The 25,719-nt window shown below is 71.9% G+C and carries 22 protein-coding genes and 2 riboswitches; of the genes, 9 read left to right on the top strand and 13 right to left on the bottom strand.

What is annotated here, in order from left to right:
• Positions 1 to 72: 72 nt before the first annotated feature.
• The 5 genes from BJ975_RS13225 to BJ975_RS17015 all read right to left on the bottom strand — a co-directional run bounded on the left by BJ975_RS13225 (position 73) and on the right by BJ975_RS17015 (position 4,616).
• On the bottom strand, positions 73 to 723 hold the full coding sequence (locus BJ975_RS13225) for a hypothetical protein (protein WP_179426657.1): 651 nt from the start codon (positions 721 to 723) through the stop codon (positions 73 to 75).
• Positions 720 to 1,532 (bottom strand): ECF transporter S component, encoded by an 813-nt coding sequence (locus tag BJ975_RS13230; protein ID WP_179426659.1) that lies wholly within the window; start codon positions 1,530 to 1,532, stop codon positions 720 to 722. The genes BJ975_RS13225 and BJ975_RS13230 overlap by 4 nt, the downstream gene beginning before the upstream one ends.
• Positions 1,529 to 3,130 (bottom strand): ABC transporter ATP-binding protein, encoded by a 1,602-nt coding sequence (locus BJ975_RS13235; protein WP_179426668.1) that lies wholly within the window; start codon positions 3,128 to 3,130, stop codon positions 1,529 to 1,531. Before BJ975_RS13235 ends, BJ975_RS13230 begins: the two co-directional genes overlap by 4 nt.
• Positions 3,127 to 4,272, bottom strand: a complete 1,146-nt coding sequence (locus BJ975_RS13240; protein ID WP_179426670.1) for an energy-coupling factor transporter transmembrane component T — start codon at positions 4,270 to 4,272, stop codon at positions 3,127 to 3,129. The genes BJ975_RS13235 and BJ975_RS13240 overlap by 4 nt, the downstream gene beginning before the upstream one ends.
• A 75-nt stretch (positions 4,273 to 4,347) precedes the next feature.
• A riboswitch (cobalamin riboswitch) is annotated at positions 4,348 to 4,483 on the bottom strand.
• Positions 4,484 to 4,490: 7 nt separating this feature from the next.
• The gene (locus BJ975_RS17015; protein ID WP_263280597.1) at positions 4,491 to 4,616 is read right to left on the bottom strand and encodes a hypothetical protein; all 126 of its coding nucleotides are present in this window, start codon (positions 4,614 to 4,616) and stop codon (positions 4,491 to 4,493) included.
• A gap of 64 nt (positions 4,617 to 4,680) precedes the next feature.
• On the opposite strand from BJ975_RS17015, the gene BJ975_RS13245 reads away from it, so the two are divergent.
• Together BJ975_RS13245 and BJ975_RS13250 are read left to right on the top strand one after the other, a co-directional pair.
• Positions 4,681 to 5,013, top strand: a complete 333-nt coding sequence (locus BJ975_RS13245) for a hypothetical protein (RefSeq protein ID WP_179426672.1) — start codon at positions 4,681 to 4,683, stop codon at positions 5,011 to 5,013.
• Between the two features lie 140 nt (positions 5,014 to 5,153).
• Positions 5,154 to 5,390, top strand: coding sequence for a hypothetical protein (locus tag BJ975_RS13250; RefSeq protein WP_179426675.1), 237 nt, complete (start codon positions 5,154 to 5,156; stop codon positions 5,388 to 5,390).
• Here BJ975_RS13250 and BJ975_RS13255 read toward each other — a convergent pair.
• Both BJ975_RS13255 and BJ975_RS13260 read right to left on the bottom strand, forming a co-directional pair.
• Positions 5,345 to 6,871 (bottom strand): prenyltransferase/squalene oxidase repeat-containing protein, encoded by a 1,527-nt coding sequence (locus tag BJ975_RS13255; protein ID WP_179426678.1) that lies wholly within the window; start codon positions 6,869 to 6,871, stop codon positions 5,345 to 5,347. The genes BJ975_RS13250 and BJ975_RS13255 overlap by 46 nt on opposite strands.
• 135 nt (positions 6,872 to 7,006) lie before the next feature.
• A riboswitch (cobalamin riboswitch) is annotated at positions 7,007 to 7,050 on the bottom strand.
• A gap of 166 nt (positions 7,051 to 7,216) precedes the next feature.
• Entirely contained in the window at positions 7,217 to 7,990 is a 774-nt protein-coding gene (locus BJ975_RS13260; protein WP_179426681.1) for an endo alpha-1,4 polygalactosaminidase, read from the bottom strand.
• Positions 7,991 to 8,051: 61 nt separating this feature from the next.
• Here BJ975_RS13260 and BJ975_RS13265 point away from each other — a divergent pair, with 61 nt between their 5' ends.
• Positions 8,052 to 9,944 carry an acyl-CoA dehydrogenase family protein gene (locus BJ975_RS13265; RefSeq protein WP_179426683.1) on the top strand — a complete coding sequence of 631 codons (1,893 nt, stop codon included), beginning with the start codon at positions 8,052 to 8,054 and terminating at the stop codon, positions 9,942 to 9,944.
• 142 nt (positions 9,945 to 10,086) lie between these two features.
• Positions 10,087 to 10,848 carry a hypothetical protein gene (locus BJ975_RS13270; RefSeq protein WP_179426685.1) on the top strand — a complete coding sequence of 254 codons (762 nt, stop codon included), beginning with the start codon at positions 10,087 to 10,089 and terminating at the stop codon, positions 10,846 to 10,848.
• A gap of 68 nt (positions 10,849 to 10,916) precedes the next feature.
• On the opposite strand, the gene BJ975_RS13275 is transcribed toward BJ975_RS13270, so the two are convergent.
• Positions 10,917 to 11,405, bottom strand: coding sequence for a MarR family winged helix-turn-helix transcriptional regulator (locus BJ975_RS13275; protein WP_179426687.1), 489 nt, complete (start codon positions 11,403 to 11,405; stop codon positions 10,917 to 10,919).
• Between the two features lie 113 nt (positions 11,406 to 11,518).
• On the opposite strand from BJ975_RS13275, the gene BJ975_RS13280 reads away from it, so the two are divergent.
• The 4 genes from BJ975_RS13280 to BJ975_RS13295 are packed head-to-tail and all read left to right on the top strand — an operon-like array spanning position 11,519 to position 15,394.
• Positions 11,519 to 12,535, top strand: coding sequence for an iron-siderophore ABC transporter substrate-binding protein (locus BJ975_RS13280; RefSeq protein WP_218845931.1), 1,017 nt, complete (start codon positions 11,519 to 11,521; stop codon positions 12,533 to 12,535).
• The gene (locus BJ975_RS13285) at positions 12,532 to 13,566 is read left to right on the top strand and encodes a FecCD family ABC transporter permease (protein WP_179426691.1); all 1,035 of its coding nucleotides are present in this window, start codon (positions 12,532 to 12,534) and stop codon (positions 13,564 to 13,566) included. The genes BJ975_RS13280 and BJ975_RS13285 overlap by 4 nt, the downstream gene beginning before the upstream one ends.
• Complete coding sequence (locus tag BJ975_RS13290) at positions 13,563 to 14,600, top strand: FecCD family ABC transporter permease (protein ID WP_179426693.1); 1,038 nt, start codon at positions 13,563 to 13,565, stop codon at positions 14,598 to 14,600. Before BJ975_RS13285 ends, BJ975_RS13290 begins: the two co-directional genes overlap by 4 nt.
• Positions 14,597 to 15,394, top strand: a complete 798-nt coding sequence (locus BJ975_RS13295) for an ABC transporter ATP-binding protein (RefSeq protein ID WP_179426695.1) — start codon at positions 14,597 to 14,599, stop codon at positions 15,392 to 15,394. The genes BJ975_RS13290 and BJ975_RS13295 overlap by 4 nt, the downstream gene beginning before the upstream one ends.
• Positions 15,395 to 15,501: 107 nt before the next feature.
• On the opposite strand, the gene BJ975_RS13300 is transcribed toward BJ975_RS13295, so the two are convergent.
• Both BJ975_RS13300 and menB read right to left on the bottom strand, forming a co-directional pair.
• The gene (locus BJ975_RS13300; RefSeq protein ID WP_179426697.1) at positions 15,502 to 18,729 is read right to left on the bottom strand and encodes a M14 family metallopeptidase; all 3,228 of its coding nucleotides are present in this window, start codon (positions 18,727 to 18,729) and stop codon (positions 15,502 to 15,504) included.
• 175 nt (positions 18,730 to 18,904) lie between these two features.
• Entirely contained in the window at positions 18,905 to 19,726 is an 822-nt protein-coding gene (gene menB, locus BJ975_RS13305; RefSeq protein WP_179426699.1) for a 1,4-dihydroxy-2-naphthoyl-CoA synthase, read from the bottom strand.
• A gap of 25 nt (positions 19,727 to 19,751) precedes the next feature.
• On the opposite strand from menB, the gene BJ975_RS13310 reads away from it, so the two are divergent.
• Positions 19,752 to 20,501: a helical backbone metal receptor gene (locus tag BJ975_RS13310; RefSeq protein WP_179426701.1), complete on the top strand. Its 750-nt coding sequence runs from the start codon at positions 19,752 to 19,754 to the stop codon at positions 20,499 to 20,501.
• Here the strand turns inward: BJ975_RS13310 and BJ975_RS13315 are convergent, their stop codons facing one another.
• The 3 genes from BJ975_RS13315 to clpB all read right to left on the bottom strand — a co-directional run bounded on the left by BJ975_RS13315 (position 20,502) and on the right by clpB (position 25,676).
• Entirely contained in the window at positions 20,502 to 21,923 is a 1,422-nt protein-coding gene (locus tag BJ975_RS13315; protein ID WP_179426703.1) for an NAD(P)/FAD-dependent oxidoreductase, read from the bottom strand.
• A 61-nt stretch (positions 21,924 to 21,984) separates the two neighbouring features.
• Complete coding sequence (locus BJ975_RS13320) at positions 21,985 to 22,989, bottom strand: hypothetical protein (RefSeq protein WP_179426705.1); 1,005 nt, start codon at positions 22,987 to 22,989, stop codon at positions 21,985 to 21,987.
• A 98-nt stretch (positions 22,990 to 23,087) separates the two neighbouring features.
• Positions 23,088 to 25,676, bottom strand: a complete 2,589-nt coding sequence (gene clpB, locus BJ975_RS13325) for an ATP-dependent chaperone ClpB (protein WP_179426707.1) — start codon at positions 25,674 to 25,676, stop codon at positions 23,088 to 23,090.
• Between the last annotated feature and the right edge of the window lie 43 nt (positions 25,677 to 25,719).

Raw genomic sequence — 25,719 nt, forward strand, 5'->3', positions numbered from 1 at the left:
ATTTGCTCCCATGTCGACGTTTCAACCGGTCTGAAAGGTCGAAATCGGAGCACATCTCGGGACGGGGCGGGGTCAGCCGCGGCGCCGGCGGCCGACGACGAAGGCGGCGACGGCGACGAGCAGCGCGGCGGCGATGGCGATCGGCAGCGCGATGGCGGCCAGCGGGGTGTCGTCGTCCTCGATGACCGTGAGATCGCTCTGGTACGCGGAGTCATGGGTGACCTCGGCCGCGGCGCGGGTCTCGACGCTCGCCGGGACGGCGACCTCGACGGTCTCGCCGTCGGCCATCAGGTGGTACTTCAGCGCGATGAAGTCGCCCTCGGCGACCTCGTACTCCTGCAGGCCCACCGACGCGTAGCCCCAGTCCTGGTCCTCCTTCGCCACGAGGAACGCCCAGTAGCCGGGGCCGTTGAGGGCGTTGCCGCACTTCTCCTGCTCCGGCGTCGGCTGACCCTCGATGCGGCACACCATCGGCATCGCGGCGGTGGTCTCCTCGGTCTCCAGGTCCACGGCATCGAGGACCTCTAGGCCGGTGTCGCCCGCCGCGTCCTTCGCGCACAGCACGCGGTCCTCGCCGTCGAGCGTGCCGAACTCCAGCACCACCGGCACGTCCGAGGCCGCGTCGCAGGACCCGTGGTCCTCGGCCGACGCCGCCGTCGGCAGCGCGATCGCGCCGGTCGACAGCAGGGTGGCCGCGGCGAGGCGGGCGAGCAGGCTCTTCATGTGGACTCCTTGAGGAGGTAGCGGGCACGCCGGGCGGCGCGCCGCAGCGTGGCCAGGACGGCGGGGCCCAGGAACACGACCAGCAGCGCGTTGGTGATCGCGCGGCCGAGGTCCCAACCCCAGAACGAGGTGAGCAGGGTGAAGACGAGGAAGCGCTGAAGGTTCTCCAGGACGGGGTCGCCGGGCACCATCGCGAGGGAGTCCTCGGCGCCGGGGATCGCGATGCCCAGCGTGAACGGCCACGACGACAGGTTCATCAGCAGCCCGTACGCGAACGCCGCGACCACCGTGTAGGCGGCCAGCACCGCGATCTCGGCCCGGCCCGTGGCGCGGCGCGGCAGCAGGCCCGCGCCCATCCCCACCCACGCGGCGCAGAGCATCTGGAACGGCAGCCACGGGCCCACTCCGGACGTCAGGAGCGCGGACGCGAACAGGCTCGTGCAGCCCAGCACGAAGCCGAAGCCCGGACCGAACACGCGCCCGCCGAGGATCAGCAGGAAGAAGATCGGCTCGACCCCGGCGACGCCCGCGCCCAGCGGACGGACGGCCGCGTTGATCGCGCTGAGGACGCCCAGCATCGCGAGCGCCTTGGAGTCCAGGCCGCCCTCCGACAGCTCGGCGACGACCACCAGGACGACCACGGGCATCAGCGCCATGAAGATGAAGGGCTGGTCGACGCGCGTCTGGCCCTCGGCCGGCGTGAAGATCAGCGGCCACAGCAGCATGAGCAGGCCGGCGACGCTGGCGGCCGCCAGCACGAGCGCGGAGCGCGGCGTGACGGGGACGGCGGTGTGCCGCGGCGAGGTCATCGGACGACCTCCGACGGCAGCGCGGCGGCGACCTCGTCCACGGTGAGCCAGTCGCGGCCGAGCACCTTGGAGACCTGCGGGGCGAACGCGGGCGACTCGGCCAGCACGGTGCGGACCGGTCCGGTGGAGACGACCTCGCCCTCGGCCATCACGACCACGGTGTCCGCGACCGAGGCGACGAACTCGACGTCGTGGCTCGACACGACCACGCCGCGTCCCTCGGCGGCGAGGTCGTGCAGGATCGCCGCCAGCGCGGCCTTGCCGGGGTAGTCGAGACCGCGCGTGGGCTCGTCGAGCGCGACCACCGCGGGCTGCGCCGTCAGGACGATCGCCAGCACCAGCGCGAGCTTCTGCCCCTCGGACAGGTCGCGCGGGTGGCGGTCGCCGGGGATGCCCGGGGCGAGGCGGTCGAGCAGCGCACGGCACGAGCCCGGCGCCACGCCGGACTGGTCGTCGGCAGCGGCGCACTCGCGGTCGACGGTCTCCAGGTAGAGCAGGTCGGCGGCGGTCTGCGGGACGAGGCCGACGAGCATGCGCGCCTCGGACGGGCGGACGTCACCCGGGTCGACGCCGTCGACGTCGACCACGCCGTCCACCCGGTCGCCCGTGCCCTGCACGGCCCACAGCAGCGAGCTCTTGCCCGAGCCGTTGCGGCCCATCAGCGCGACGACCTCGCCGTGGCCGACCTGCAGGTCGACGTCGTCGACCGCGGTGAAGCGGCCATACTGCACGGTGACGCCGCGCGCCCGCAGCGCCGGCGGGCGCTCGAACGGCACGTGCACCGGCGGCGGCCCGAGGCGCGCGGCGAGCGGCTTGACCCGGCGGCGGGCCTCGCGCACCGACAGCGGCAGCGGGCTCCAGTCGGCGAGCCGGCCGAGATGGACCAGCGGCGGCGCGACGGGCGCGTCGACCAGCAGGTCGGCGGTCTCGCCGATGCGGACCCGACCGTCCTCGACCACGGCCAGGCGGTCGGCGAACGGGACGACCCGCTCCATGCGGTGCTCGGCCACGACGACGGTGAGCGCCAGGTCGTCGACGAGGCGCGCGATCGTGGCGAGCACGTCCTCGGCCGCGGTGGGGTCGAGGGCCGAGGTCGGCTCGTCGAGCACGAGGACCCGCGGGTGCATCGTCAGCACCGAGCCGATCGCGACCCGCTGCTGCTGGCCTCCGGACAGCGACCGCACCGAGCGGCGGCGCAGGTCGGCGATGCCGAGCAGGTCGAGCGTCTCCTCCACGCGGCGGCGCATCGTCTGCGGGTCGAGGCCGAGGTGCTCCATCCCGTAGGCGAGCTCCTCCTCGACCACGTCGGCGACGAAGCCCGAGACCGGGTCCTGGGCGACGTAGCCGACCAGGTGCGCCAGCTCGCGCGGCGGTCGGCCCAGGATCGAGGCGCCGTCGACGTGGATGTCGCCGGCGAGCGTGCCGCCGGTGAAGTGCGGCACGAGTCCGTTGAGCATGCCGAGCAGCGTGGACTTGCCCGAGCCGGTGCGGCCCGAGACCAGGACGAGCTCGCCCTCCTCGACCTCGAGGCCGACGTCGCGCAAGGTGGGACGCCTGGCGCCCTCGTACCAGAACGAGACGTCGTCGAAGCGGATCATGCGTCGTCACCTCCGACGTGGTCGTGGGCGGAGGGGGCCTGCGGCGCGACGAACACCGGCAGGATCCCGATCGCCACGACGGCCAGCGACAGGACGCTCACGGGTGGCCAGCCCGGCACGCTCGGGTAGATCACGGCGATCTGCTCGGAGGACAGCAGCTTGAGCCCCACGGCGACGGCGAGGCCCGAGCCCGCGGTGAGGTACTCGGCCAGGTGCCAGCGCTGCGGGCGGTAGCGGGTGCGCTGCACGCGTCGGCCCGCCGACCGCAGCGCCAGCACGGCGAACACGAGGCCCAGCGCCAGCATCGGGTAGGACAGGATCCGTGGCGCGGTGCCGTCGAGGTAGCCGTAGGTGCCGACGCTCAGCCCGAACAGGCCGACCAGCATGAGCACGCCGGTGGCGAACCGGTCGCGCTGCGTGGCGGTGCCGCTGCGGCCGTAGCCGCGCGCGTCCATCCCCGCGGCCAGCGTCATCGACCGGTCGAGCGCGTCCTCCAGCACGGGGATGACGATGCGGTGCATGGCGCCGGTGCCGCGGCTGGCGTCACCGCGCAGCTTGCGGGCGCGGTTGACCCGGCGCACGCTCTCGGCCAGCTGGGGGAAGACCGAGACCGCGACGACGAGCGCCGCCCCGACCTCGTAGAGCGCCGGCGGGGCCGAGGCGAGCAGCCGCTTCGGGTTGGCCAGGGAGTTCGCCGCGCCGACGCAGATCACCAGCGTGGCCAGCCGCATGCCGTCGTACAGGCCCACGAGGACCTCGTTGACCGTGACGTCGCCGAGCAGCTGGATCCCGCGGGCCACCTCCGGCAGCGGGATCTCGGGCAGCGAGAACAGCACGGGGTCGCCGGGGGCGGAGCCGCCACCGAGCAGGATCCGGAACACGACCCGCATGACCACGATGACGAGGCCGAAGTACAGGTAGTACCGGAACGACAGCGCCCACGGCGCATCGCCGCGGCAGGCGGCCACGACGAGCGCCGCGATCGCGACCGTGACCAGCAGCAGGAACGGGTTGAGCGTGAACGAGGCACCGGCCGCGAGCCCCAGCGCCCACAGCCACCAGGCGCCGGGATGCAGCTCGCGCCGCGGCCGTCCGGTGGCCGCTGGCGGCCGGGTGGGGGTGGGGTCGACGACGGCGGTCATCCGGTCCCCTTCCCCACGGGACGGGGGCGAGGTCCACGAGGGCGGTTCGCCCACCCGTCGCTGCTCGACAACATCTGGTGGCGGCGTCCCGGCGCGGGTTCCCGGCTCGCACCGCCCGGGAGGGCGGGGCTGACGGTTGCGGCACAGCACCGGAATCGCACCGGTTTCCCCTGCGCCGGACGTTGGTCCAACGTCAGGAGTCTACTCGCACCGCGCCCTCAGCCCGCCCGGCGGCGGTACCAGACCACTCCCCCCGCGGCGGCCAGCACGACCACCACGGCGGCCGCGGTCGCGAGCGCGGCGCCCGAGGTCGCATCCGACCCCTCGGCCGCGGTCGGCTGCACGGCGGGCGCGCCAGCAACGTCGTCGTCCGTCCCGGCCGAGGCCGCGGGAGCCGACGCACTCGGGGTGGCGGTCGAGGCGCTCGCGGACGGCGTCGCCGTCGAGGGGGACGGGGTCGCCCCCGCCGACGCGCTCGCCGTGGCCGAGGGAGCCGAGGAGGCCGGGCTCGCGGCCCGCGTCGAAGGCGTCGACCGCTTCGGAGTCGACGCCTTCGACCCCTGCTCCTTCGAACCGGGCTTCGGGCTGGCGGAGGTGGGACGCGAGGGCGGAGGCGTGGGGGCGGGGGCCGCCACCGGGGGCTTGACCGAGGGCCACGTCCGCGACGAGGAGTCCTGGAACACGAACGCGACCGACCCGCCCTGCGGCACCTTCAAGGAGGTCACGCCGAGACTGGAGTAGGTCCACGTTCCCTTCTTCCCGTCCGACCAGAACAGGCCCCAGTAGGCGTCGGCTGGGGACGCCTCGACGCAAGGGTCCGACGCCGGCGCGCCGTCGACCCGGCACACGAAACCGGGGGCGCGCGACGCGAAGCTCAGCTGGTGCCCCGCGTCGGCGAAGTTGCTCGCCGCGACTCCGCCGCCGGTGGCGTCGCAGCCGACGCTCGACCCGACGACGACCGTCACGCCCTTCCCGCCGGTGCACGCGGCGGCGTGCGCGGGGGCGCTGAGCGCCGCCGGCCCGGCGGCGACCCCGAGGAGGGTCGCCGCCAGGAGGCGATGGACGAGACGGGTCACTTCACGACCCGGAAGACCCGCACGCCGTTGCGCTCGGCATAGGCGCCGCGGACGATGACCTTCGTCCGGCCGACCTTCTTGCCGACCTTGAGGCGATACGTGTAGCTGCCGGCCTTCGACGCGACGCCGCGCTTGACGAGCTTGCCGCGGTAGTAGACGCGCACCGGCTCGCCGGCGACGAGGCCGCGGACGACGACCTTCTGCACCTTGGCACGGCGCACCGTCGACTTCGACGAGACGCGCAGCTTCTTGGCGGCCAGCACCTGCACCGAGGAGGTCGCGACGGCGCGGCCGGTGGCGTCGCCGACGACGACCGCACGCTTCGCGGTGCCCTTCGGCGCGCGCACCGTGAACGTGGCGCGACCCGCGGCCGGGACGACGGCGCGGGCGGAGGTGCCACCCGAGACGCGAGCCGTGCTGCTCCAGCCGGCGGCCAGACCGCTGGCGGTGACCTTCAGGGTGCTGCCCGAGCGCACGTACTTGGGCACCGACACCGCGGCCTTCGGCGCGGAGAGCAGCGCGAGCGCCGGGGCGGCCTGCGCCGAGGCGCGGATCCACTGGTCGATCGCGAACTCGTCGATGCCGTCCTCACGGCCGGCGGTCAGCGCGGCGCCGTCGTAGGCGACCGCACCGAGCTCGGACGCGAGCTTGCCGCCCGTGGCCTCGGTGACCTGGTGGCGCGCGACGTACGCCGCGGCCTTCGCGGCCTCGGTCGTGCGGCCCGCACGGGCGAGCGCCGACGCGGCGAGGCCCGTGGAGTTCGTGTTGGCCACGCCGTTGCCGACGAACGAGCCGTCGGCGGCCTGCGCCGCGACGATCGCGGCGACGGTGCGGTCGACGACTGCCGCGTCGACGGTGATGCCCGCGGCGCGCGCCTCGAGGAGCGTGTGCAGCGCGGCGGTCGTGGTGTCGATCTCCGGCACCTCGGGGCACGGCGCGGTGAGCACCTGGCGGAAGGTGCCGTTCTCGCACTGCTGCGCGGCCACGTAGCCGACCGACGCGGCGGCCTCGTCGCTGTCGCCCGCGATCAGGCCGCGGGTCGCGAAGGTCTGGCCGAACAGCCCGTAGGTGTCGGCGGACTCGCCGGTCTCGTCGTTCGTGGCGGCCTCGATGTCGGCCACCAGGTCACGGCCGCCGACCGAGGTCACGTCGCCGCCCGCGGCGTCGACCGCGAGGGCGAGCTTGCCGGCCGAGCCGGGGTAGAACGTCGTGACGCCCTCCCACGTGGACTCGACGTACTCGTCCACGCGCGACGTCACCGCGGTCAGGATCTGCTGCTGGGCCGCCGGCTGGACGTCGAGGGCACGCAGCGCGGCCAGCACGTCGAGCGTCAGCCCGAAGTCGTCGTAGTCCCACTGGTCGTTGTGGACGACGCCGCCGGTCAGCTGGGCGGCGAGCCACGTGCCGGCCGCGGAGGTGGAGGGCGTGGGGGCCGCCGAGGCGGTGGGGGCGACGGCGGTGGACAGCGCGACCGCGCCGCCTGCGAGCACCGCGAGGGCGCGTCGACGCAGGGGTGTTCTCATCAGGGGTCCTTCCCGCTGCATCGGACGGGAAGGGGCCTGATCGTCGTGCGACCTCGGCTCCGTCCGCTGCGTTCCTCGACAGCGTGTGGTCGGTTCCGACAGGCAGGTGCTCCGGCTCGCCGACCCGTCTCGGGCGGTCTCACGGTTGCGGGTCAGCGCCGGATTCGCACCGGCTTCCCCTGGCACTGCGGAAGGTGTGTGGTTGTGGGGAGCAGGCTAACAGGCTCCGGCCCTCCCCTTTTCCGCGTCCCGCGGACCAGATGTGCAGCGGTGTCCACCGTTTTCCGGCCGATCCGCCGCCGAAATGGTGAAGACCGCTACAGATCTCGCGCGGCGGAGCCGTGGTCAGCAGGTGCGGTAGCGGTGGCCGGGGGCGCCGCGGGGGACGACGTCGCGGTCGCGCAGGAGTACCGAGATCCGCGAGCCGCGGGCCTTGCAGGCGCGCAGGAACGCACGCCGGCCGTTGTCGGTGTACTCGACCTCGATCACGCGGCGGCCGTACAGGCGCGTGTAGCGGCCACACTCGCGGTAGACCTCGCACTCCTCGGCGATCGCGAAGTCGAAGCCGAGCCGCCGGCCGTTCAGCTGGGGCGTGTTCTTCTGCGCGATCGCGAGCCCCTCGGCGTGCGCCGCGAGGACCAGCCGCTTGGCGAACGCCTTCGCCTGCGAGCCTTTCAGCAGCCCCTTCGAGCGGGTCCACGAGTCGAGGTTGTCGGGCTCGACCGCGCGAAAGCCCCGGTCGGCGCAGTCGGCGAACCAGCGCCGCGCCACCCCCGCCGCGACCGTGCGCTTGCGCGCCGAGCGCAGGTCCAGCAGCACCTCGTCGGGCCAGCCCGGGTCGCGCACGACGCGGCCCTTCCGGTCGCGCAGCAGCAGTCCCGGGTGGTGCTTCTTCCACCACCGCAGCGAGCCCGGCTGGGTCTGGAACGCGTTGACGTAGCAGACCGAGTAGACGCCGGGGGCGGGCTGCTCGGTGCGGTCGCGCACCACGATCTCGACCTTGGCGGCCGGACGGTAGGCGCCGCCGAGCTGGTAGTCGGCCACGCCGCCCGCCGGCGGGGGCGTGACGGGCGTGATCGCGGCGACCAGCGCCAGCAGCACCGAGGACAGGAACCCCATGCCCTCAGGAGTACCAGTCCTTCACCGTGTCGTCGTGGGCGGGCGCCACTAGCCTGTGCGCATGAGTCTCGGTGAGGAACTTCGACGGTCCATCGACGGCAAGTGGCGTCACGTGCGCGAGCAGAGCCGCATCGAGCTCGCGAGGCTCGACCTGGCCTACGACCACTCGCTCACCCTCGACGAGGCCCGCGAGCGCGTGCTCGACCAGATGAAGCAGCTCGTGCCCACCGGGATCCCCGCCGCGGGCTTCCGCACGGAGAACGGCGGCACGGGGGATCCGGGCATGGCCGTCACGGGCATCGAGATGCTCGCGCAGTTCGACCTCTCGCTCATGGTGAAGGCCGGCGTGCAGTGGGGCCTGTTCGGCGGCGCGATCGAGAACCTCGGCACCGAGCGCCACCACGAGAAGTACATCCCCGCGCTGATCAACCTCGACCTGCTCGGCTGCTTCGCGATGACCGAGACGGGTCACGGCAGCGACGTGCAGAGCCTCGAGACCACGGCGACGTACGACCCCGCGACGCAGGAGTTCGTCGTGCACTCCCCCACGCCGTCGGCGCGCAAGGACTACATCGGCGGGGCCGCGAAGCACGCGCGCGTGGCCGCCGTCTTCGCCCGACTCGTCACGCTCGGCGAGGACCACGGCGTGCACTGCTTCGTCGTGCCGATCCGCGACGAGGCCGGCGACGACCTGCCCGGCGTCACCACCAGCGACTGCGGCCACAAGGGCGGCCTGGGCGGCGTCGACAACGGCCGCATCATGTTCGACCAGGTGCGGATCCCGCGCGAGAACCTGCTCAACCGCTACGGCAACGTGGACGAGGGCGGCACCTACTCCTCCCCGATCGACAGCCTCAACGCGCGCTTCTTCACGATGATCGGCACGCTCATCCGCGGCCGTGTCAGCGTGGGCGGCTCGGCCCGCGCCGCGGCGGAGGTCGCGCTGAGCATCGCCACCCGGTACGCGCTCCAGCGCCGTCAGTTCGAGGGCGTGCCGGGCGAGGAGACGGTGCTGCTCGACTACCGGATGCACCAGAGGCGCCTGCTGCCGCTGCTCGCCGAGGCCTACGCCTTCCGGTTCGCCCACAACCAGCTCGTCGCGCGCATGCACCGCCTCCAGACCGAGGCCGATCCCGACGCGCACGCCCAGCGCGAGCTCGAGGGTCGCGCCGCCGGCCTGAAGGCCGCGCTCACCTCGTTCGCCACCCGCGCGATCCAGGAGTGCCGCGAGGCCTGCGGAGGCGCGGGCTACCTGTCGGAGAACCGCCTCACCACCCTCAAGGCCGACAGCGACGTGTTCACCACGTTCGAGGGCGACAACGTCGTGCTGCTCCAGCTGGTGGCCAAGGAGCTGCTGACCTCGTACGCCAAGGAGGTCACCGGACTCGACCCCGTCGGCATGGTGAGGTTCGCCGCCGGCACCGTCGCCGAGACGGTCAAGGAGCGCACCGCCGCGGCCCAGCTGATCCAGCGCCTCATCGACGCGCGCTCGCGCGACGACGACCACAACCTGCTCGACCGCGGCACCCAGCTCGACCTGTTCGAGGACCGCGAGCAGCACGTCATCGAGACCGCCGCGCGACGCCTGCGCCGCGCCGGCGACGACAAGGGCGCCGCCTTCGAGACGTTCAACGCCGCGCAGGACCACGTGGTCAAGATCGGCCAGGTCCACATCGACCGCGTCGTGCTCGAGGCGTTCACCGCCGGCATCGCGCGGTGCGAGGACGAGGAGGCCGCCGACGTGCTGCGCGACCTGTGCTCCCTCTACGCCCTCACCGTGATCGAGCGGGACAAGGCGTGGTTCATGGAGCACAACCGCATCAGCGACACCCGCGCGAAGGCCGTCACCACCGAGATCAACGCCCTGCTGGAGAAGCTGCGGCCGCACGCGCTCGCGCTGGTCGAGGGACTCGGCGTGCCCGAGGAGACCCTCGGCGCCGCCATGCTCGACTGATGTGACCAGTGGGACTGATGTGACTTCTTCGCCCGTGCGCGGATGAACACTCGGCATCGACTTGCCGGTTGAGCAGGACCATCCGGCGGGGCCGTGGCAGACTGAGCCTGCCAATTCACACATTTTCGTCTCGGGGAGAAAAATGAACCGAACCTTCACGAAGGTCGCGCTGGCCGCTGCGACCGCCATGACGCTGTCGCTGGCAGCGCCGATCTCGGCCCACGCCGACGAGTCGGCCACCGCCAAGCGCGGCAGCGTCTCCACCGCCGTCGACGCCCCCCGCGCGGCCTCCGCCGCCACCGGCTCCGTGCGCTTCACGACCTCGGCGGTCCTGACCAGCAGCAAGCAGACCTACGCCAAGACCCGCGCCGGTGTCGCGGTCCCCGGCTCCGTCAGCTGGTCCGTCCGCGCCGACATCTACGTCAACGGCGTCGTCCGCGTGCGCGACGAGCTCGTCGGCACGAACAGCTCGCCGAACCTGAGCGCCTGGTGGCCCCGCGCCTCCGGCTACGGCAAGGCCCAGATGCGCAACGTCCGCGTCACGTCGTACGACGCGAACTACAACTCCACGGTCACGCGCCTGCCCGACAGCAACGTCATCGCGATCCGTCGCAGCACGGGCTACCTGCCCTCCGCGACCATCGTGAAGCGCGGCTCGAAGCTGACGATGAAGGCCAAGAACTGGCGCGTCTACCAGCCCAACGGCAGCACGGTCCGCGTTCCCAAGATCACGGTCAAGCGCTACTACAAGGGCAAGTGGCGCAACGTGAAGCACATCAAGCTGAACCGCAACGGCCACGGCAAGGTCAGCTGGAAGTCGAAGAAGAAGTACAAGTACCGCGTCTACCTGAAGACGACCTCCACGGTCCAGGGCACGTTCCTGTACTGGCCCCGCAAGATCTGAGGCAGTCGCCTCGCACCGGACGCCGGTCCACCCTCGGGTGGGCCGGCGTTCGCCGTTCCCGGGGCCGGTCAGCTCCAGTCGTCGCGGCGCAGCGGCGTGAGCAGCTCGTGGATCGTGCGCTGGTCCTGCGCACTGACGCCGCCGACGCCGAAGTCGAGCGCGGTGAGCGCCTCGGTGGCCGCGTCGAGCACCTTGAGGCCCGCGGGGGTCAGCGAGGCCAACACGCGGCGCCGGTCGGCGGGGTCGATGTTGCGGTCGACGAGGCCGTCCGCGACGAGCCGGTCGATGACGTTGGTGACCGAGGTCGGGTGCACCATGAGCCGTTCGCCGATCTTCGACAGCGGCAGTGAGCCCGAGGAGCTGAACGACAGCAGCCGCAGCACCTCGTAGCGCGCGAACGTGATGCCGAACGGCTTGAGGGCGCCGTCGAGCCGGGCCAGCACGATCTGGTGGACCCGCATGATCGAGGTCGCGAGGCGCATCGAGGTGGCGTCCCCGATGCGCTCCTCCCACAGCTCCCCGGCGCGCTCGAGCGGGTCGAAGTCCAGTCCTGGCATGGACCCACCGTAGCCACCCGGAGCACCCCGTGTTCGCAGGGCGGATGCCGGTGGCGTCCCAGGTGGGCGTACGGTTAGGCTTGGCTTACCTACACGTCACGAAAGGCACTCCCTTGCGTCTCGCACCCCTGCTCGCTGCTGCGGCACTCGCTCTGAGCCTCGCCGCCTGCGGCTCCTCCGACGACGATTCGAACGACGCCTCGGGTGCGTCGGGCGAGGGCTTCCCCGTCAGCGTCAAGCACACGTTCGGCACGACCGAGATCGAGTCCGAGCCGCAGCGCGTCGTCGCCGTCGCCTGGTCGAACCAGGACACCGCGCTCGCGCTGGGCGTCGTGCCGGTCGCGATGCCCAAGGTCACCTACGGCGACGACGACACCGACGGCCTGCACCCGTGGGTCAAGGACAAGATCGACGAGCTCGGCGGCGAGACGCCCGCCCTCTTCGACGAGACCGACGGCATCGACGCCGCCGCCGTCGCGAAGGCCGAGCCCGACCTCATCCTCGCGGTCCACTCGGGCCTGACGAAGGAGGAGTACGAGACCCTCAGCAAGATCGCGCCCACCGTCGCCTACCCCGACAAGGCGTGGGGCACGCCGTGGCGTGACGCCATCGAGCTCACGGGCCAGGCCCTGGGCAAGACCGACGAGGCCGACCAGCTGATCGGCGACCTCGAGCAGCAGATCTCCGACGCCGTCGCGAAGCGCCCCGAGATCCAGGGCAAGAGCGCCGTCATGAGCTGGATCGACCCGAGCGACCTGAGCAAGATCGGCTACTACACGGCGTTCGACACCCGAGCCACGTTCCTGAACGACCTCGGCCTCGAGACGCCCGAGTTCGTCGAGAAGGCCTCGGCCGACACCGACCAGTTCTTCCTCGAGATCAGCGCCGAGAAGGCCGACGAGCTCGCGGGCGCCGACATCTTCGTGGGCTACGGCGACGACGCCGCACTCAAGAAGGTCCAGGCCGACCCGCTGCTCGGCAAGGTCCCCGCCTTCGAGCGCGGCAGCGCCGCGCTGCTCGAGGACAACACGCCGCTCGCCGCGGCCGTGTCGCCCTCGGCCCTGTCGATCCCGTGGATGCTGGACGACTACGTCACCCTGCTCGCCGACGCGGCTGCGAAGGTGAAGTGACGACGACGACCGACTCCGCCGTGGGGGGTGCCGCGCAGACGCGGCGCCCCCCGTGGTGGTTCCTGGTCAGCCTCGTGGCCCTCGTGGCCGCGGTGCTCCTCTCCGTCGCGTTCGGCGCCCGCGTCGTCAGCCTCGGCGAGGTCTGGGACGCCCTCACCACGGGCGGCGGGGACGACGTCACCTCGGCCGCGATCCGGTCGCGCGTGCCGCGCACGATCCTGGCCGTGCTCGTCGGCGCCGCCCTCGCGATGGCCGGCGCGGTGCTGCAGGCGGTCACCCGCAACCCGCTGGCCGACCCGTTCATCCTGGGCATCAACTCCGGCGCCTCGCTGCTCGTGGTCATCGGCATCGCCTTCGCCGGCGCCGCCACGATGCCCGAGTACATCGCGTTCGCGCTGGCGGGCGCCGCCCTGGCGGCCGTGTTCGTCTACGTCGTGGGCTCGCTCGGACCCGGCGGTCCCACCCCGCTGAAGCTCGCCTTGGCGGGCGCCATCAGCACCGCGGCCTTCACCTCGCTGTCGAGCGCCATCCTGCTGCCGCGGATCGACGTCATGCGCGTGTTCCGGTACTGGCAGGTCGGCAGCGTCGGCCGCGCCGAGAACTCCGACACGCTGCTCGTGCTGCCGATCCTCCTGGTCGGCGCCGCGATCTGCTTCCTGTCGGCCCGCTCCCTGAACATCCTCGCCCTCGGCGACGAGGCCGCCGCCGGCCTCGGCGTATCCGTGGTGCGCACCCGCCTGCTGGCCGCGGCCGGCGCGATCGTCCTGTGCGGCGCCGCCACGGCACTCGCCGGGCCGATCGGCTTCGTGGGCCTCATCGTGCCGCACCTGTGCCGCCTCGTCGTGGGCGCCGACCACCGCTGGCTGCTGCCCATCTGCGCCACCGTGGGCGCCACGCTGCTGACCGTCGCCGACGTCGTCGGCCGCGTGCTCGGCCGCCCCGGCGAGATCGACGTCGGCGTCATCACCGCCCTCATCGGCGGCCCCGTGTTCCTGTGGGTCGTCCTGCGTCGCACCGGAGGTGCGTCATGACCGTCCTGACCGCACCCGAGCGGGTCCACGCCACACGCACGCGCGGCGCCCGCCGCGCCACCTCCGCCATCGTCGCGCTGGCCGTCATCCTCGTCGTGCTGTTCGTCGTGTCCCTCGCCGCCGGCGACCCCGTGTACTCGCTCGGCGACGTGTGGCGCGTGCTGATCGGCGAGCAGGTCCCGGGCGCGTCCTTCATCGTCGGCGAGCTGCGACTGCCGCGCGCGGTGCTGGCGATCACCGCCGGCGCCTCGTTCGGGCTCGCGGGCATCACCTTCCAGACGATGCTGCGCAACCCGCTGGCCAGCCCCGACATCATCGGCATCACCAACGGCGCGAACGCGGCCGCGCTGTTCGGCATCGTCGTGCTGGGCGCCGGCACCCTCGCCGTCTCGATGGGCGCCGTGGTCGCGGGCATCGCCACCGCCGCCCTGATCTACGGCCTCGCCGCCAGCGGCAAGGCCGTGGGCACCCGGCTGATCCTCGTGGGCATCGGCATCGCGGCGATGCTGCACAGCGTCACGTCGTACCTGCTGGTCTACGCCAACGAGCTCGACCTGCAGCGCGCCATGCGCTGGCTCAACGGCAGCCTGAACCTGGCCTCGTGGGACACCGTCCTGATCGCGGCCGTCCCGTTCGTGCTGCTCACGCCGATCCTGCTGCTGCTGGGTCCGCGCCTGTCGCTGCTGCGCCTCGGCGAGGACCTCGCGGCCGGGCTCGGCGTGCCGGTCGAGGCCACCCGGCGGATGCTCGTGCTGGTGGCCGTGGCGCTGGCCTCGTTCGCCACCGCCGCCACCGGACCGATCCTGTTCGTGGCGTTCATGTCCGGGCCGATCGCCACGCGCTTGGTCGGCCACCGCGGCTCGCTCATGGTGCCGTCTGCGCTCGTCGGCGCCACCCTCGTGCTGGCGGCCGACCTCATCGGGCAGTACGCGTTCGACACGCGCTACCCCGTCGGCGTCATCACCGGCGCGCTCGGCGCCCCGTTCCTGATCTACCTGCTCATCCGCACCCAGCGCACGGGAGGCTCCCTGTGACCACCAGCCTGACCACCGAGTCCCTGACCCTCGCGTACGGCGACCGGCCGATAGTCTCCGACCTGAGCCTGTCGCTGCCCGCCGGGAGGATCACGACGATCGTCGGCGCGAACGCGTGCGGCAAGTCCACCCTGCTGCGCGGCATGGCGCGTCTGCTGCCGGCGCAGTCCGGTCGCGTCCTGCTCGACGGCAGCGACATCCACTCGATGCCGACCAAGCAGGTGGCCCGCCGCCTCGGCCTGCTGCCCCAGTCGCCCATCGCGCCCGAGGGCATCACCGTGGCCGACCTCGTGGCACAGGGCCGCCACCCGCACCGGCGCTCGTTCGCGCGCTGGACGCCGGCCGAGGACACGATCGTCGCCGACGCGCTCGAGGCCACCGGCGTGCTCGAGCTGGCCGACCGCGTCGTCGACGAGCTCTCGGGCGGCCAGCGCCAGCGCGTGTGGATCGCCCTGGCGCTCGCCCAGCAGACCGAGGTGCTGCTGCTCGACGAGCCCACGACGTTCCTCGACGTGTGCCACCAGGTGGAGGTCCTCGACCTGCTCACCGACCTCAACCGCTCGCGCGGCACGACGATCGCGATGGTGCTGCACGACCTCAACCTCGCGGCGCGCTACGCCGACCACCTCGTCGCCGTGGACCGCGGGCTGATCCACGCCCAGGGCACTGCCGAGGAGGTCCTCACGCAGGAGACGGTGAAGATCGTCTTCGGTCTCGACGCCCGCGTCCTCGAGGACCCCACCAGCGGCCGGCCGATGATCCTGCCGCTGGGCCGCCACCACGTGCGCGCCTGAGCGGAAGCGCAGTTTCCCCGGTTAAGCGGGGAAACCGTCACTTCGCGAGGTTTGCAAACCTCGCGAAGTGACAGGAAACCCACTTAACCGGGGAAACTGTCAGCCGGTCAGCGGACGCGCACCGTGGTCGCCCGGTAGACCGGGGCGAACAGGGACGAGCCGTTGTAGCGGACCGCCACGGCGCGCTTGCCCTTGGCGGACTTCAGCGTGACCGTGGCCTTGCCGTTCTTCAGCGTGACCGTCTTGGTCGACGAGCCGACCTTGACCCGGACGGTGCCCGTGGGCGTGCCCGCCGAGGACTTCACCGTGACCGTGACCTGGACGCGACCCTTGCCGAGCGCCTTGGCCTTGATCCCGGCCCGGGTCGCCGCCTTGGCGACCTTGACCGTGGCCACCGCCGAGGTGGAGGCCGCGAAGCCCGAGTCCGCCGCGGGGACGAAGCGGGCCGTCAGGCGACGGGTGCCGGGCTTGAGACCCGAGATCCGCAGCGTCGCGGTGCCACCGGACAGGGCGCGGGTCGCGAGGACCTTGGAGCCCTCGCGCACCTCGACCGTGCCGCTCGGCTTGGTCGCGCCGGGCGCCGTGACCGACACCGAGGCGTTGATCGCCTTGCCGTAGGTCGCCGTCGCCGGGACCTTCAGGGTCGTGGTCGTCGCCACGTCGGGCGCCGGCGCCGGGACGCCCTCACCCTCGGGCGCGGCCCAGAACAGCGCGCGAGCCGCCTGGCTCTGACCGCCCTTGGTGTGCGTGCGGTAGACCGGCGAGGTGCCGAAGACGAACGCCTTCGCACCCGACGGCAGCGCGGCCGACACCGCCGCCGGCTGGCCGCCGGCGTTCAGCGGACCGTTGTTCGCGTTCGTCGCACGCCAGTGACCCGCCAGCAGCGGGTTGCCCTCGGCGTAGCGCTGCTCGACCTTCACCGACTCCGGCAGGCCCGTGAACCACGTGGCCGGGTACACGAACGCGTACTTCTGCGCGTACGGCGCGAGCACGCCGTCGCCGGCCGTGTCGATCGTGACGATGCCGTTGCCGGAGTTGTTGCCGGCCACGGCGGTGCCGCTCTCGAAGATGCCGAACGTCCGCGCCGTGTTGAAGGCACCGGCCGCGCGGCCGACGATGCTGCCGCCGGCGTTCACGAACGCCTGCACGGCGTCGCGACCCGCGGTCTGCGAGTCGTTGAACGTCAGCGCCGAGCCGAGCCACAGGACGTCCACGCCGTCGAGCAGCGCCGGGTTGGCGGTGATCGTCGCGGCCGTGAGGACCTGGAGGTCGTCGAAGCCGAGCTGCGTGAGCGAGAGCAGGTCGTCCTGGTTGCCGGTGTAGCCGATCTTCAGGTCCTTCAGCCCGCGCGTGGCCTCGTCGGACAGCTGCGCGATCTCGGCCGACGTCGCCTTGTCGACGTCGACGTCGAACTCCTGCGCGGCGTCCTCCAGGGCCTCCTGGGCGTCGGCCGCGGCGACGATCGCCGAGCCGTCCGCCAGGACCGAGACGGGGATCTCGTCCTCGAGCAGCGCGTTGAGCGTGCGGAAGTCGTTGACGCCCGCGAGCTCGAACGTGAGGTACTTCCCGGAGGCGACCTTGCCGTCGGCGTTGCCCGTGGTGACCTTGGTGCTGGCGGGCAGCGTGCCCTGGCCGGTGGTGCCGACGGAGTCGACGTCCACGCCCCACAGGTGGCCCCAGCTCCACGCGGACACGTCGTACATGCTCAGGATCCCGGGCTTGTTCGAGATGTCCGACCCGGGCGCCAGCAGCGCGTGCGCCAGGTTGCGGTTCGGCTGCGACATGTCGACGACGTACGAGCCGGCCGGGTACGAGGTCCCGTCCAGCGTCGCGGCGGCGTCGAGACGACGGACGGCGATGTTGTGCTTGATCAGGCTCGCGACCAGCGTGCGGGCGTCGGACAGCGAGCGCTGACCCTCACCCACCGGGATGACGAACGCCCGCGGGTACTGCACGGTCGTCTGGTCGTCCGAGTCGTTCCAGAGGGGCTTCCACTGGTCCGGACCGGGCACGTCGGCGATGTTCGCCTGCGTGAGCGCGACGCGCTCGGCGCCGACGTTGGCGCGACGGAAGAACTCCATCTGGTCGGCCAGCATCGCGTCGTCGTTGGACTTCACGTAGTCGACGATGCTCTTCATCGTCTGCTCCGCGACGGCCACGTTGATCGTGGCGCTCGCCGGGGTCTGCGAGCTGCCGTTGGGGCGCGTCTTCGGCAGCTCGACCGTGTTGCTGACCGAGCCGGTGAAGGCGGCGTACTGCGCCGTGAAGATCGGCGGGAAGTCGTCCCAGCCGGTCGGGGTGTCGCGGTACGGGATCTTGATGTGGTCGGTGTCGTCGCTGGTGTTCTCCGGGACGACCTGGCCGGTCACCACGTTGTAGTACGTGTTGCCGGGGATCTCCGCGTCGACGACGTCGCGCTCGACCTTCAGCGCTGCGGCGTACGCGTGCGGGATGAACAGGTCGTACTCGTAGTCGTCACCGTGCGGCGGGCCGCAGGGCTCGATCTGCAGGACGCTCGTGTAGCCGTGGAAGTCGGCGGCGTAGAGCGCCTGCACGGCGTGGGCCGTGCGGACGAACGACGCCGACTCGGGCGTCGTGTTGGTGATCATGTCGCGGTTGGCGTCGAGGTTGAGCGCCGTGGGCCGCTGGCCGATCGTGCGGCCGTCGGGGTTCAGCACCACGCTGAAGTAGAGACGGTGTCCGCGCAGCAGCGCCTTGACGTCGTTCCACGGGGCGGTGGCGAGCTCCTCGATGTAGTCCAGCGACGCGTCGGTGCCCTCCCACTCGTTGCCGTGGATGTTCGAGCTGATCCAGATGGGGGTCTTGTAGCCCGACTTGAGCGCCGTGTCCGTGGCCGCGGCCTCGGGGTTCGTGCGGATCTTCTTGCGCCACGCGGTCTGCTGCGCCGTCTGGTGCTCGTCCTCCGGAGCCGTCACGGTGACCAGGTAGAGCTGACGGCCCTGCGTGGACTCGCCGACGATCTGGGTGGAGATGCGGTCGGACGCGCGCATCAGCGACTGCAGCCGCGGCGCGATGTCGTCGTACCCGATGAGGTTGCCGGTGTCGGCCGCGTCCGGGGTGGAGTCCGGATAGACCTTCAGCTTGGGCTGGAACGGGTAGGACGAGGGCATCGGCAGCGCGCCCTCGGGGTCGTCGTCCTCGGCCGCGGCACGCGCGGCCTTCGCCGTGAGCGACCCGGCGTTCGGGGACTCGGGGGCGGAGCGGACGGTGATGCCGGGCGGTGCCGGATCGGCGGCTGACGCCGGGGGTGAGCCCAGCAGCGTGGCCAGGAGCGTGACGCTCGCGGCCGTGGCGAGCATTCGTGTGGTGCGCACGGACAGACTTCCCTTCGGACAGTCCGGCGGGCCTCGGGCGTACTCGCCGGCACAGGGGGGTGACCGCATTGTTGCGTCAGTCACCCTGATGGGGGAAGCGTAAGTTGTGCTTCAGGGCCGATTGTCACGCGAAATTGACGCGTGAAACCGTCCCGTCACACTCACTTTCGAAAGCTCAGGAACGACGCGGGAACTGGGTGAAGTCCGGCGTCCGCTTCTGCTTGTAGGCGTCGCGGCCCTCCTGCGCCTCGGCCTGCCCGTAGAACAGCAGGTTGGCGTCGTGGGCCAGCTGCTGGATGCCCGCGTAGCCGTCCTCGTGGGCGTGGAAGCTGAGCTTCGACAGGCGCAGGGCCCACGGCGACAGCGCCAGCATCTCGCGGCACCACTTCAGGGTCTCGGCCTCGAGGTCGGCCAGCGGCACGACGGTGTTGACCAGGCCCATCGAGAGAGCCTCCTGCGCGTCGTACTGACGGCACAGGAACCAGATCTCCTTGGCCTTCTTCGGGCCGACGAGGTCGGACAGGATGCTCGCGCCGTAGCCGCCGTCGAACGAGCCGACGCGCGGGCCCACCTGACCGAAGCGGGCGTTGTCGGCCGCGATGGTCAGGTCGCACACGAGGTGCAGGACGTGGCCGCCGCCGATGGCCCAGCCGGCCACGGACGCGACGATCGGCTTGGGGCAGCGACGCATCTGCACGTGCAGGTCGGTGACGTCGAAGCGGCCGGTGGCGCCCTCGTCGGACTTGTAGCCCGAGTCGCCGCGCACGCGCTGGTCGCCACCGGAGCAGAAGGCCTTCTCGCCCTCGCCGGTCAGGACGATGACGCCGACGGACTCGTCGTCGCGCGCCATGGAGAGAGCGCGAGAGATCTCCTGGATCGTCTGCGGGCGGAACGCGTTGTGGACCTCGGGGCGACAGATCGTGATCTTCGCGATCCCGTCCTGCGTCGTCTCGTACCGGATGTCCGTCCACTCGCCCGCGGCGCTCCACTCAGTCATGGAATCCACCCTAGGGTGGACTCCGATGCACGACGACCTCGGCTTCGACCTCGCGCCCGCGGGCCCCGCGCGCCGCGTGGTCAGCCTCGTCCCGTCACTGACCGAGGCGGTCGCCCACACCCGGCCCGACGCGCTCGTCGGCGCCACCGACTGGTGCACCCAGCCCGCCGGGCTCGAGGTCGCCCGCGTGCGCGGCACGAAGAACCCCGACCGCGCCGCGATCCTCGACCTCTCCCCCGACCTGGTGATCGCCAACCGCGAGGAGAACCGCGAGCTCGACGTCACCCGCCTGCGCGAGGCGGGCGTGCGCGTGTGGGTCACCGACATCCGGACGGTGGCCGAGGCGTTCACGTCGATGCGGCGGCTGTTCGACACCGCACTGGCGTGGGGCGTGCCGTCGTGGCTCGACGAGGCCGAGCGCCGCTGGGCCGAGCCCGTCGTCCCCGACGGCCGCCGGGTGGCCGTGGCGATCTGGCGCGACCCGTGGATGGTGGTCGGCCGCGACACCTTCACGGGCGACCTGCTGCAGCGGCTGGGGCTCGTGCACGCGTTCGCGGACGCGCCGGAGCGCTACCCGCACGTCGCGGTCGAGGACCTCGACGCGGCCGACCTCGACCTCGTGCTGCTGCCCGACGAGCCCTACGTCTTCACCGCGGACGACGGCCCCGAGGCGTTCGCCCGGGTGCCGACGGCGCTGTGCAGCGGCCGGGCGCTCACCTGGTACGGGCCGTCGCTGCTGACCGCGCACCGGGACCTGGCCGGCGCGCTGGCCTGATCAGGAGCGGTCGGCGCCGATCTCGTCGATCGTCTGCTGCGCGGCGGCCTTGCGGACCTGCGCCTTCTTCGAGATCGCCTTGCGGGCCGAGCGGGCGGCCTTCTTCGTCGGCACGACCTCGATCTCGCTGCCCGAGACCACCTTCGGCTCGTGCGCGATGACGTAGGGCGTCTCGCCGACGATCGCGTTGTGGCTGCGCCACAGCAGGTACTTGATCGACAGGTTCGTCATCGTGGCGAAGCGGTTGCGGTTGCCCAGCAGCAGCGCGACGTGGACGGTGACCCAGATGAACCAGGCCGGGAAGCCCTTGAGGCGCGGCAGTCCGCGGACCTCGGCGATGGCGGCGTTGCGACCGATCGTCGCCATCGTGCCCTTGTCGAAGTACTTGAAGGGCTTGGGCATCTTGCCGTCGCCGAGCTTGGCCTTGATGACCTTGGCGACGTGCTTGCCGCCCTGGATCGCGGGCTGGCCCAGCTGCGGCAGCGGGGAGTCGGGGTTGACCGAGATGTCGCCGATCGCGAAGACGCCGGGCATGCCGCGCACCTGCTGGTGCTCGTCGACCTCGATGCGGCCGCCGCGGCCTTGCGGGACTCCCCAGTCCTTGACGACGCCGTGCGCGGCGACGCCCGAGGCCCACACGACGATGCCGGCGGGGAGGAACTCCTGCTGGCCGTCGTGCTCGATGAGCACGCCGTCGCGGCGGACCTCCTTCACGGCGGTCTGCAGGCGCAGGTCGATCCCGCGCTTGACGAGCTCCTTCTTGGCGTACTCGCGCAGCTTCGGGTTGAAGGGCGCGAGGACGTGCTCGCCCATCTCCACGAGCGAGATGTGGATCCGCTTGGAGTCCAGCTCGGGGTACGTGGTGGGCATGTCGAGGTTGCGCATCTCGGCCAGCGCACCGGCGGTCTCGACGCCGGTGGCGCCACCGCCGACCACGACGACGCGCAGGTCGCGGTCCTGGCCGTTGACGGCCGCGTCCTCGAGGTTGGCGAAGAGCAGGTCGCGCAGCGCGAGGGCCTGCGAGCGGCGGTAGAGCGGCATCGCGAACTCCTCGGCACCGGGGATGCCGAAGTAGTTGGCGGTGACGCCGTTCGCCAGCACGAGGTAGTCGTAGGTGACCGTGATGTTGCCGTCGAGCAGGACGGACTTCGCCTGGTGGTCCATCTCCACGACGGTGCCCTTGAGGAAGCGGACGTTGTCCTGCTTCGCGCGGACGGCGCGCAGGAACCACGTGATGTCGCCGGGATTCAGGCTGGCCGTCGCGACCTGGTAGAGCAGCGGCTGGAACGTGTTGTACGTGTGGCGGTCGATGAGGGTGATGTCGACGTCGGCACGGGCGAGCTTGCGCACCAGGGCCAGTCCTCCGAACCCACCTCCCACGACGACGACGTGTGGACGATAGGACGCGCGGACCATGGACATGACCTCCAGCCTAACGAGGCTTTTTGATCAGTTCACGTCCGGGAGCGCGGTGTGAGGACGATCATGCCCTCCGGAACCATTCCTTCGCCTCAGGACGCGAGAGCTGCACGATCACGACGATCGCGCCGAGGATCCAGAGCAGGCCCACCGGCAGCCCCAGCGCGGCGATCCCGGCGGTCAGGACGCTGACGACGATGAGCGCCCACCAGCCCATCGGACCGCCGCTGGCGGCCCATGCGGTGGCGACGAGACCGAGCACCGAGACGACCAGCCAGCTGCCGAACAGCCACGTGCCGATCGTGACCATCTGCTCGGCCGAGATGCCGGCGCTGTCGAGCTGGCCGCGGAGCAGGTCGTTGTCGTCGTACTGCGCGATCACCTGGTCGCGCATGGCGACGAGGGCCAGCAGGACGAGGCCGGAGCCCAGCGCGCCGAACAGCGAGCCGAGGCCCGCGATGATCAGGGCGAGTCCCACGGGACGGGGGCGCCCGGCGGGCGCGACCGGCTGCTGCGGGAGGCCCGCGTGCTGCGCCGGGTCGTAGGGCGGCGGCTGCACCGCGGGCTGGCCGGCGGACGACTGAGGCGTGGGACGGAACTCGGCCGGGGCGCCCGAGACGGACGGCTCGGTTCCCAGCGACAGCGGCGTGCGGCCGTTCACGACGGCGAACCACTGGCGAGCCGGTGCCGACCACAACAGGTAGACGATGAGGGAGCCCAGGACGGCGGGCAGGATGCCGGCGGCACCCGTGGCCAGGAACGTGACCGCGCCGAGGCCCGCGATGACGCTCAGGCCGATGCGCGACTGCTGGTGGCCGCGCGCGGCGTAGAACGAGAAGACGGTGGCCGCGATCGAGCACACGAGCAGGCCCATCACGATCCAGCGCAGCGTCGGCAGGACCGCCGACGGGTCGGCCCCCAGCGGCTCGAGGCCGGAGCGGAGCGCCTCCTGGACCTCGATCGATCCCCAGTTCGCGAGCGTCTCGTAGAGCGCGACGGTCGCCAGCACGCCACCGAGCCCGCCGTACACGCAGGCGAGCGTCACCGACCGGGGCCTGGGGGTTGACATGCCTCCGATCCTTTCAGATCCCGCCTGACACCCCCACCACCGAGTCCGGCGCCTCCCCGGGGTGATTCCGAGGAGGCGCCGGTGGGTGGCGGCGGGTGTCAGGCCCGCCGCACGACGAGCTCGTCGGCGTCGGGGACGCGGTCGACCAGGACCGTGTCGCCGTCGCGGACCTCGCCCGCCAGCAGCTCGCGGGCGAGCCGGTCGCCGATCGCCTGCTGCACGAGGCGGCGCAGCGGACGGGCGCCGTAGGCCGGGTCCCAGCCGGTGAGCGCCAGCCACTCCTTGGCCGCGTCGGTCACGTCGAGCGAGATCCGCCGGGCGGCGAGCCGCTGCTCGAGCGAGGCCAGCTGCAGGTCGACGATGTGCGTCAGGTCCTCCACGCCGAGGGCGTCGAACATGACGACCTCGTCGAGCCGGTTGAGGAACTCGGGCTTGAAGGCCATCTTGACGACGTCCATGACCTGGTCGCGCTTCTGCTGGTCGTCCAGCGCCGGATCGACGAGGAACGAGGAGCCGAGGTTCGACGTCAGGATCAAGATGACGTTGCGGAAGTCCACCGTGCGGCCCTGGCCGTCGGTGAGCCGACCGTCGTCGAGCACCTGCAGCAGGATGTCGAAGACCTCGGGGTGGGCCTTCTCGACCTCGTCGAGCAGCACCACCGAGTACGGACGGCGCCGCACGGCCTCGGTCAGCTGGCCGCCCTCGTCGTAGCCGACGTAGCCCGGAGGGGCACCGACGAGCCGCGCGACGGAGTGCTTCTCGCCGTACTCGCTCATGTCGATGCGCACGATCGCGCGCTCGTCGTCGAACAGGAAGTCCGCGAGCGACTTCGCCAGCTCGGTCTTGCCCACGCCCGTGGGGCCCAGGAACAGGAACGAGCCGGTGGGACGGTCGGGATCGGAGACCCCGGCGCGCGCCCTGCGCACCGCGTCGGACACGGCACGCACCGCGTCGCGCTGGCCGACGAGCCGCTTGCCGAGCTCGTCCTCCATGTGCAGCAGCTTCTCGGTCTCGCCCTCGAGCAGGCGCCCGGTGGGAATGCCGGTCCACGACGCCACCACCTCGGCGATGTCGTCGGAGCCGACCTCCTCGTGCACCATGCGGTCGTCGGCGGCCGAGGCCTCCGCGGCCTGTGCGTCGGCGAGCTGCTGCTCCATCTGCGGAATCTCGCCGTAGAGCAGGCGGCTCGCGGTGGCCATGTCGCCCTCGCGCTGGGCCCGCTCGGCGGCGATGCGCGCCTCGTCGATGCGCTCCTTGATCTCGCCGACGGCATTGAGGCCCTGCTTCTCGGCCTCCCACCGCTGCTCGAGCGAGCGCAGCGTCTCCTGCTTGTCCGCGAGCTCCTGACGCAGCTTCGCCAGGCGCTCCTGACTGGCCTCGTCCTTCTCGTTCTGCAGGTGCAGCTCCTCCATCTTGAGGCGGTCCACGCCGCGGCGGAGCTCGTCGATCTCGACGGGGCTGGAGTCGATCTCCATGCGCAGCCGGCTGGACGCCTCGTCGATGAGGTCGATCGCCTTGTCGGGCAGCTGACGGCCCGGGATGTACCGGTGCGACAGCGTGGCCGCGGCCACGAGGGCGGCGTCGGCGATCTCGACCTTGTGGTGGGCCTCGTACTTCTCCTTGAGGCCGCGCAGGATCGCGATCGTGTCCTCGACGCTGGGCTCGCCGACGTAGACCTGCTGGAAGCGGCGCTCCAGCGCGGGGTCCTTCTCGATCGACTCGCGGTACTCGTCGAGGGTGGTCGCGCCGATCATCCGCAGCTCGCCGCGTGCCAGCATCGGCTTGAGCATGTTGCCGGCGTCCATCGCCGAGTCGCCGGTGGCACCGGCGCCGACGACGGTGTGCAGCTCGTCGATGAAGGTGACGACCTGGCCGTTGCTCTCCTTGATCTCGGCGAGCACGGCCTTGAGGCGCTCCTCGAACTCGCCGCGGTACTTCGCGCCCGCGACCATCGCGCCGAGGTCGAGGCTGACCAGGCGGCGGCCGCGCAACGACTCGGGCACGTCGCCGTCGATGATGCGCTGGGCGAGGCCCTCGACGACGGCGGTCTTGCCGACGCCGGGCTCGCCGATCAGCACGGGGTTGTTCTTCGTGCGGCGGCTGAGCACCTGGACGACGCGCCGGATCTCGGCGTCGCGGCCGATCACGGGGTCGAGCTTGCCCTCGCGGGCGAGCGCGGTCAGGTCGATGCCGTACTTCTCCAGCGACTGGTACTGGTCCTCGGCGTCCTGGCTGGTGACGCGGGCGCCGCCGCGCACCGACTCGAACGCCGCGGTGAGCGTCTCGGGGGTGGCGCCGCGGGCGGCCAGCAGCTGCTGCGCCGGACCGCCGACCGTGGCGATGCCGACGACGAGGTGCTCGCTGGAGACGAACTCGTCGCCCAGCTCGCCGGCGAGGTCGATCGCGCGCTGCAGCGCCTCGTGGGTGGCGCGCGCGAGCTGGGGGTTGCCCACGGTGGAGCCGCTGGCACTGGGGAGCCGGCTGATCACCGCATCGGTCTCGGTCAGCACGGCATCGACGTCGGCGCCCGCTGCGGTGAGCAGCGGTGCCGCGGTACCGCCCTGCTGGGTGAGCAGGGCTCGGAGCAGGTGCGCCGGCTCCACGGTGGGGTTGCCGGCGGCAGCGGCCTGCTGCATCGAGGCAGCGAGGGCCTGCTGACTACGCGTGGTGAGGTGGTTCAGGTCCATGTCAAGGTCAACCATAACAAAGTTGAGTCCATTCCACTCAACC

The organism is Aeromicrobium tamlense, assembly GCF_013408555.1.
Taxonomy (GTDB): Bacteria; Actinomycetota; Actinomycetes; order Propionibacteriales; family Nocardioidaceae; genus Aeromicrobium; species Aeromicrobium tamlense.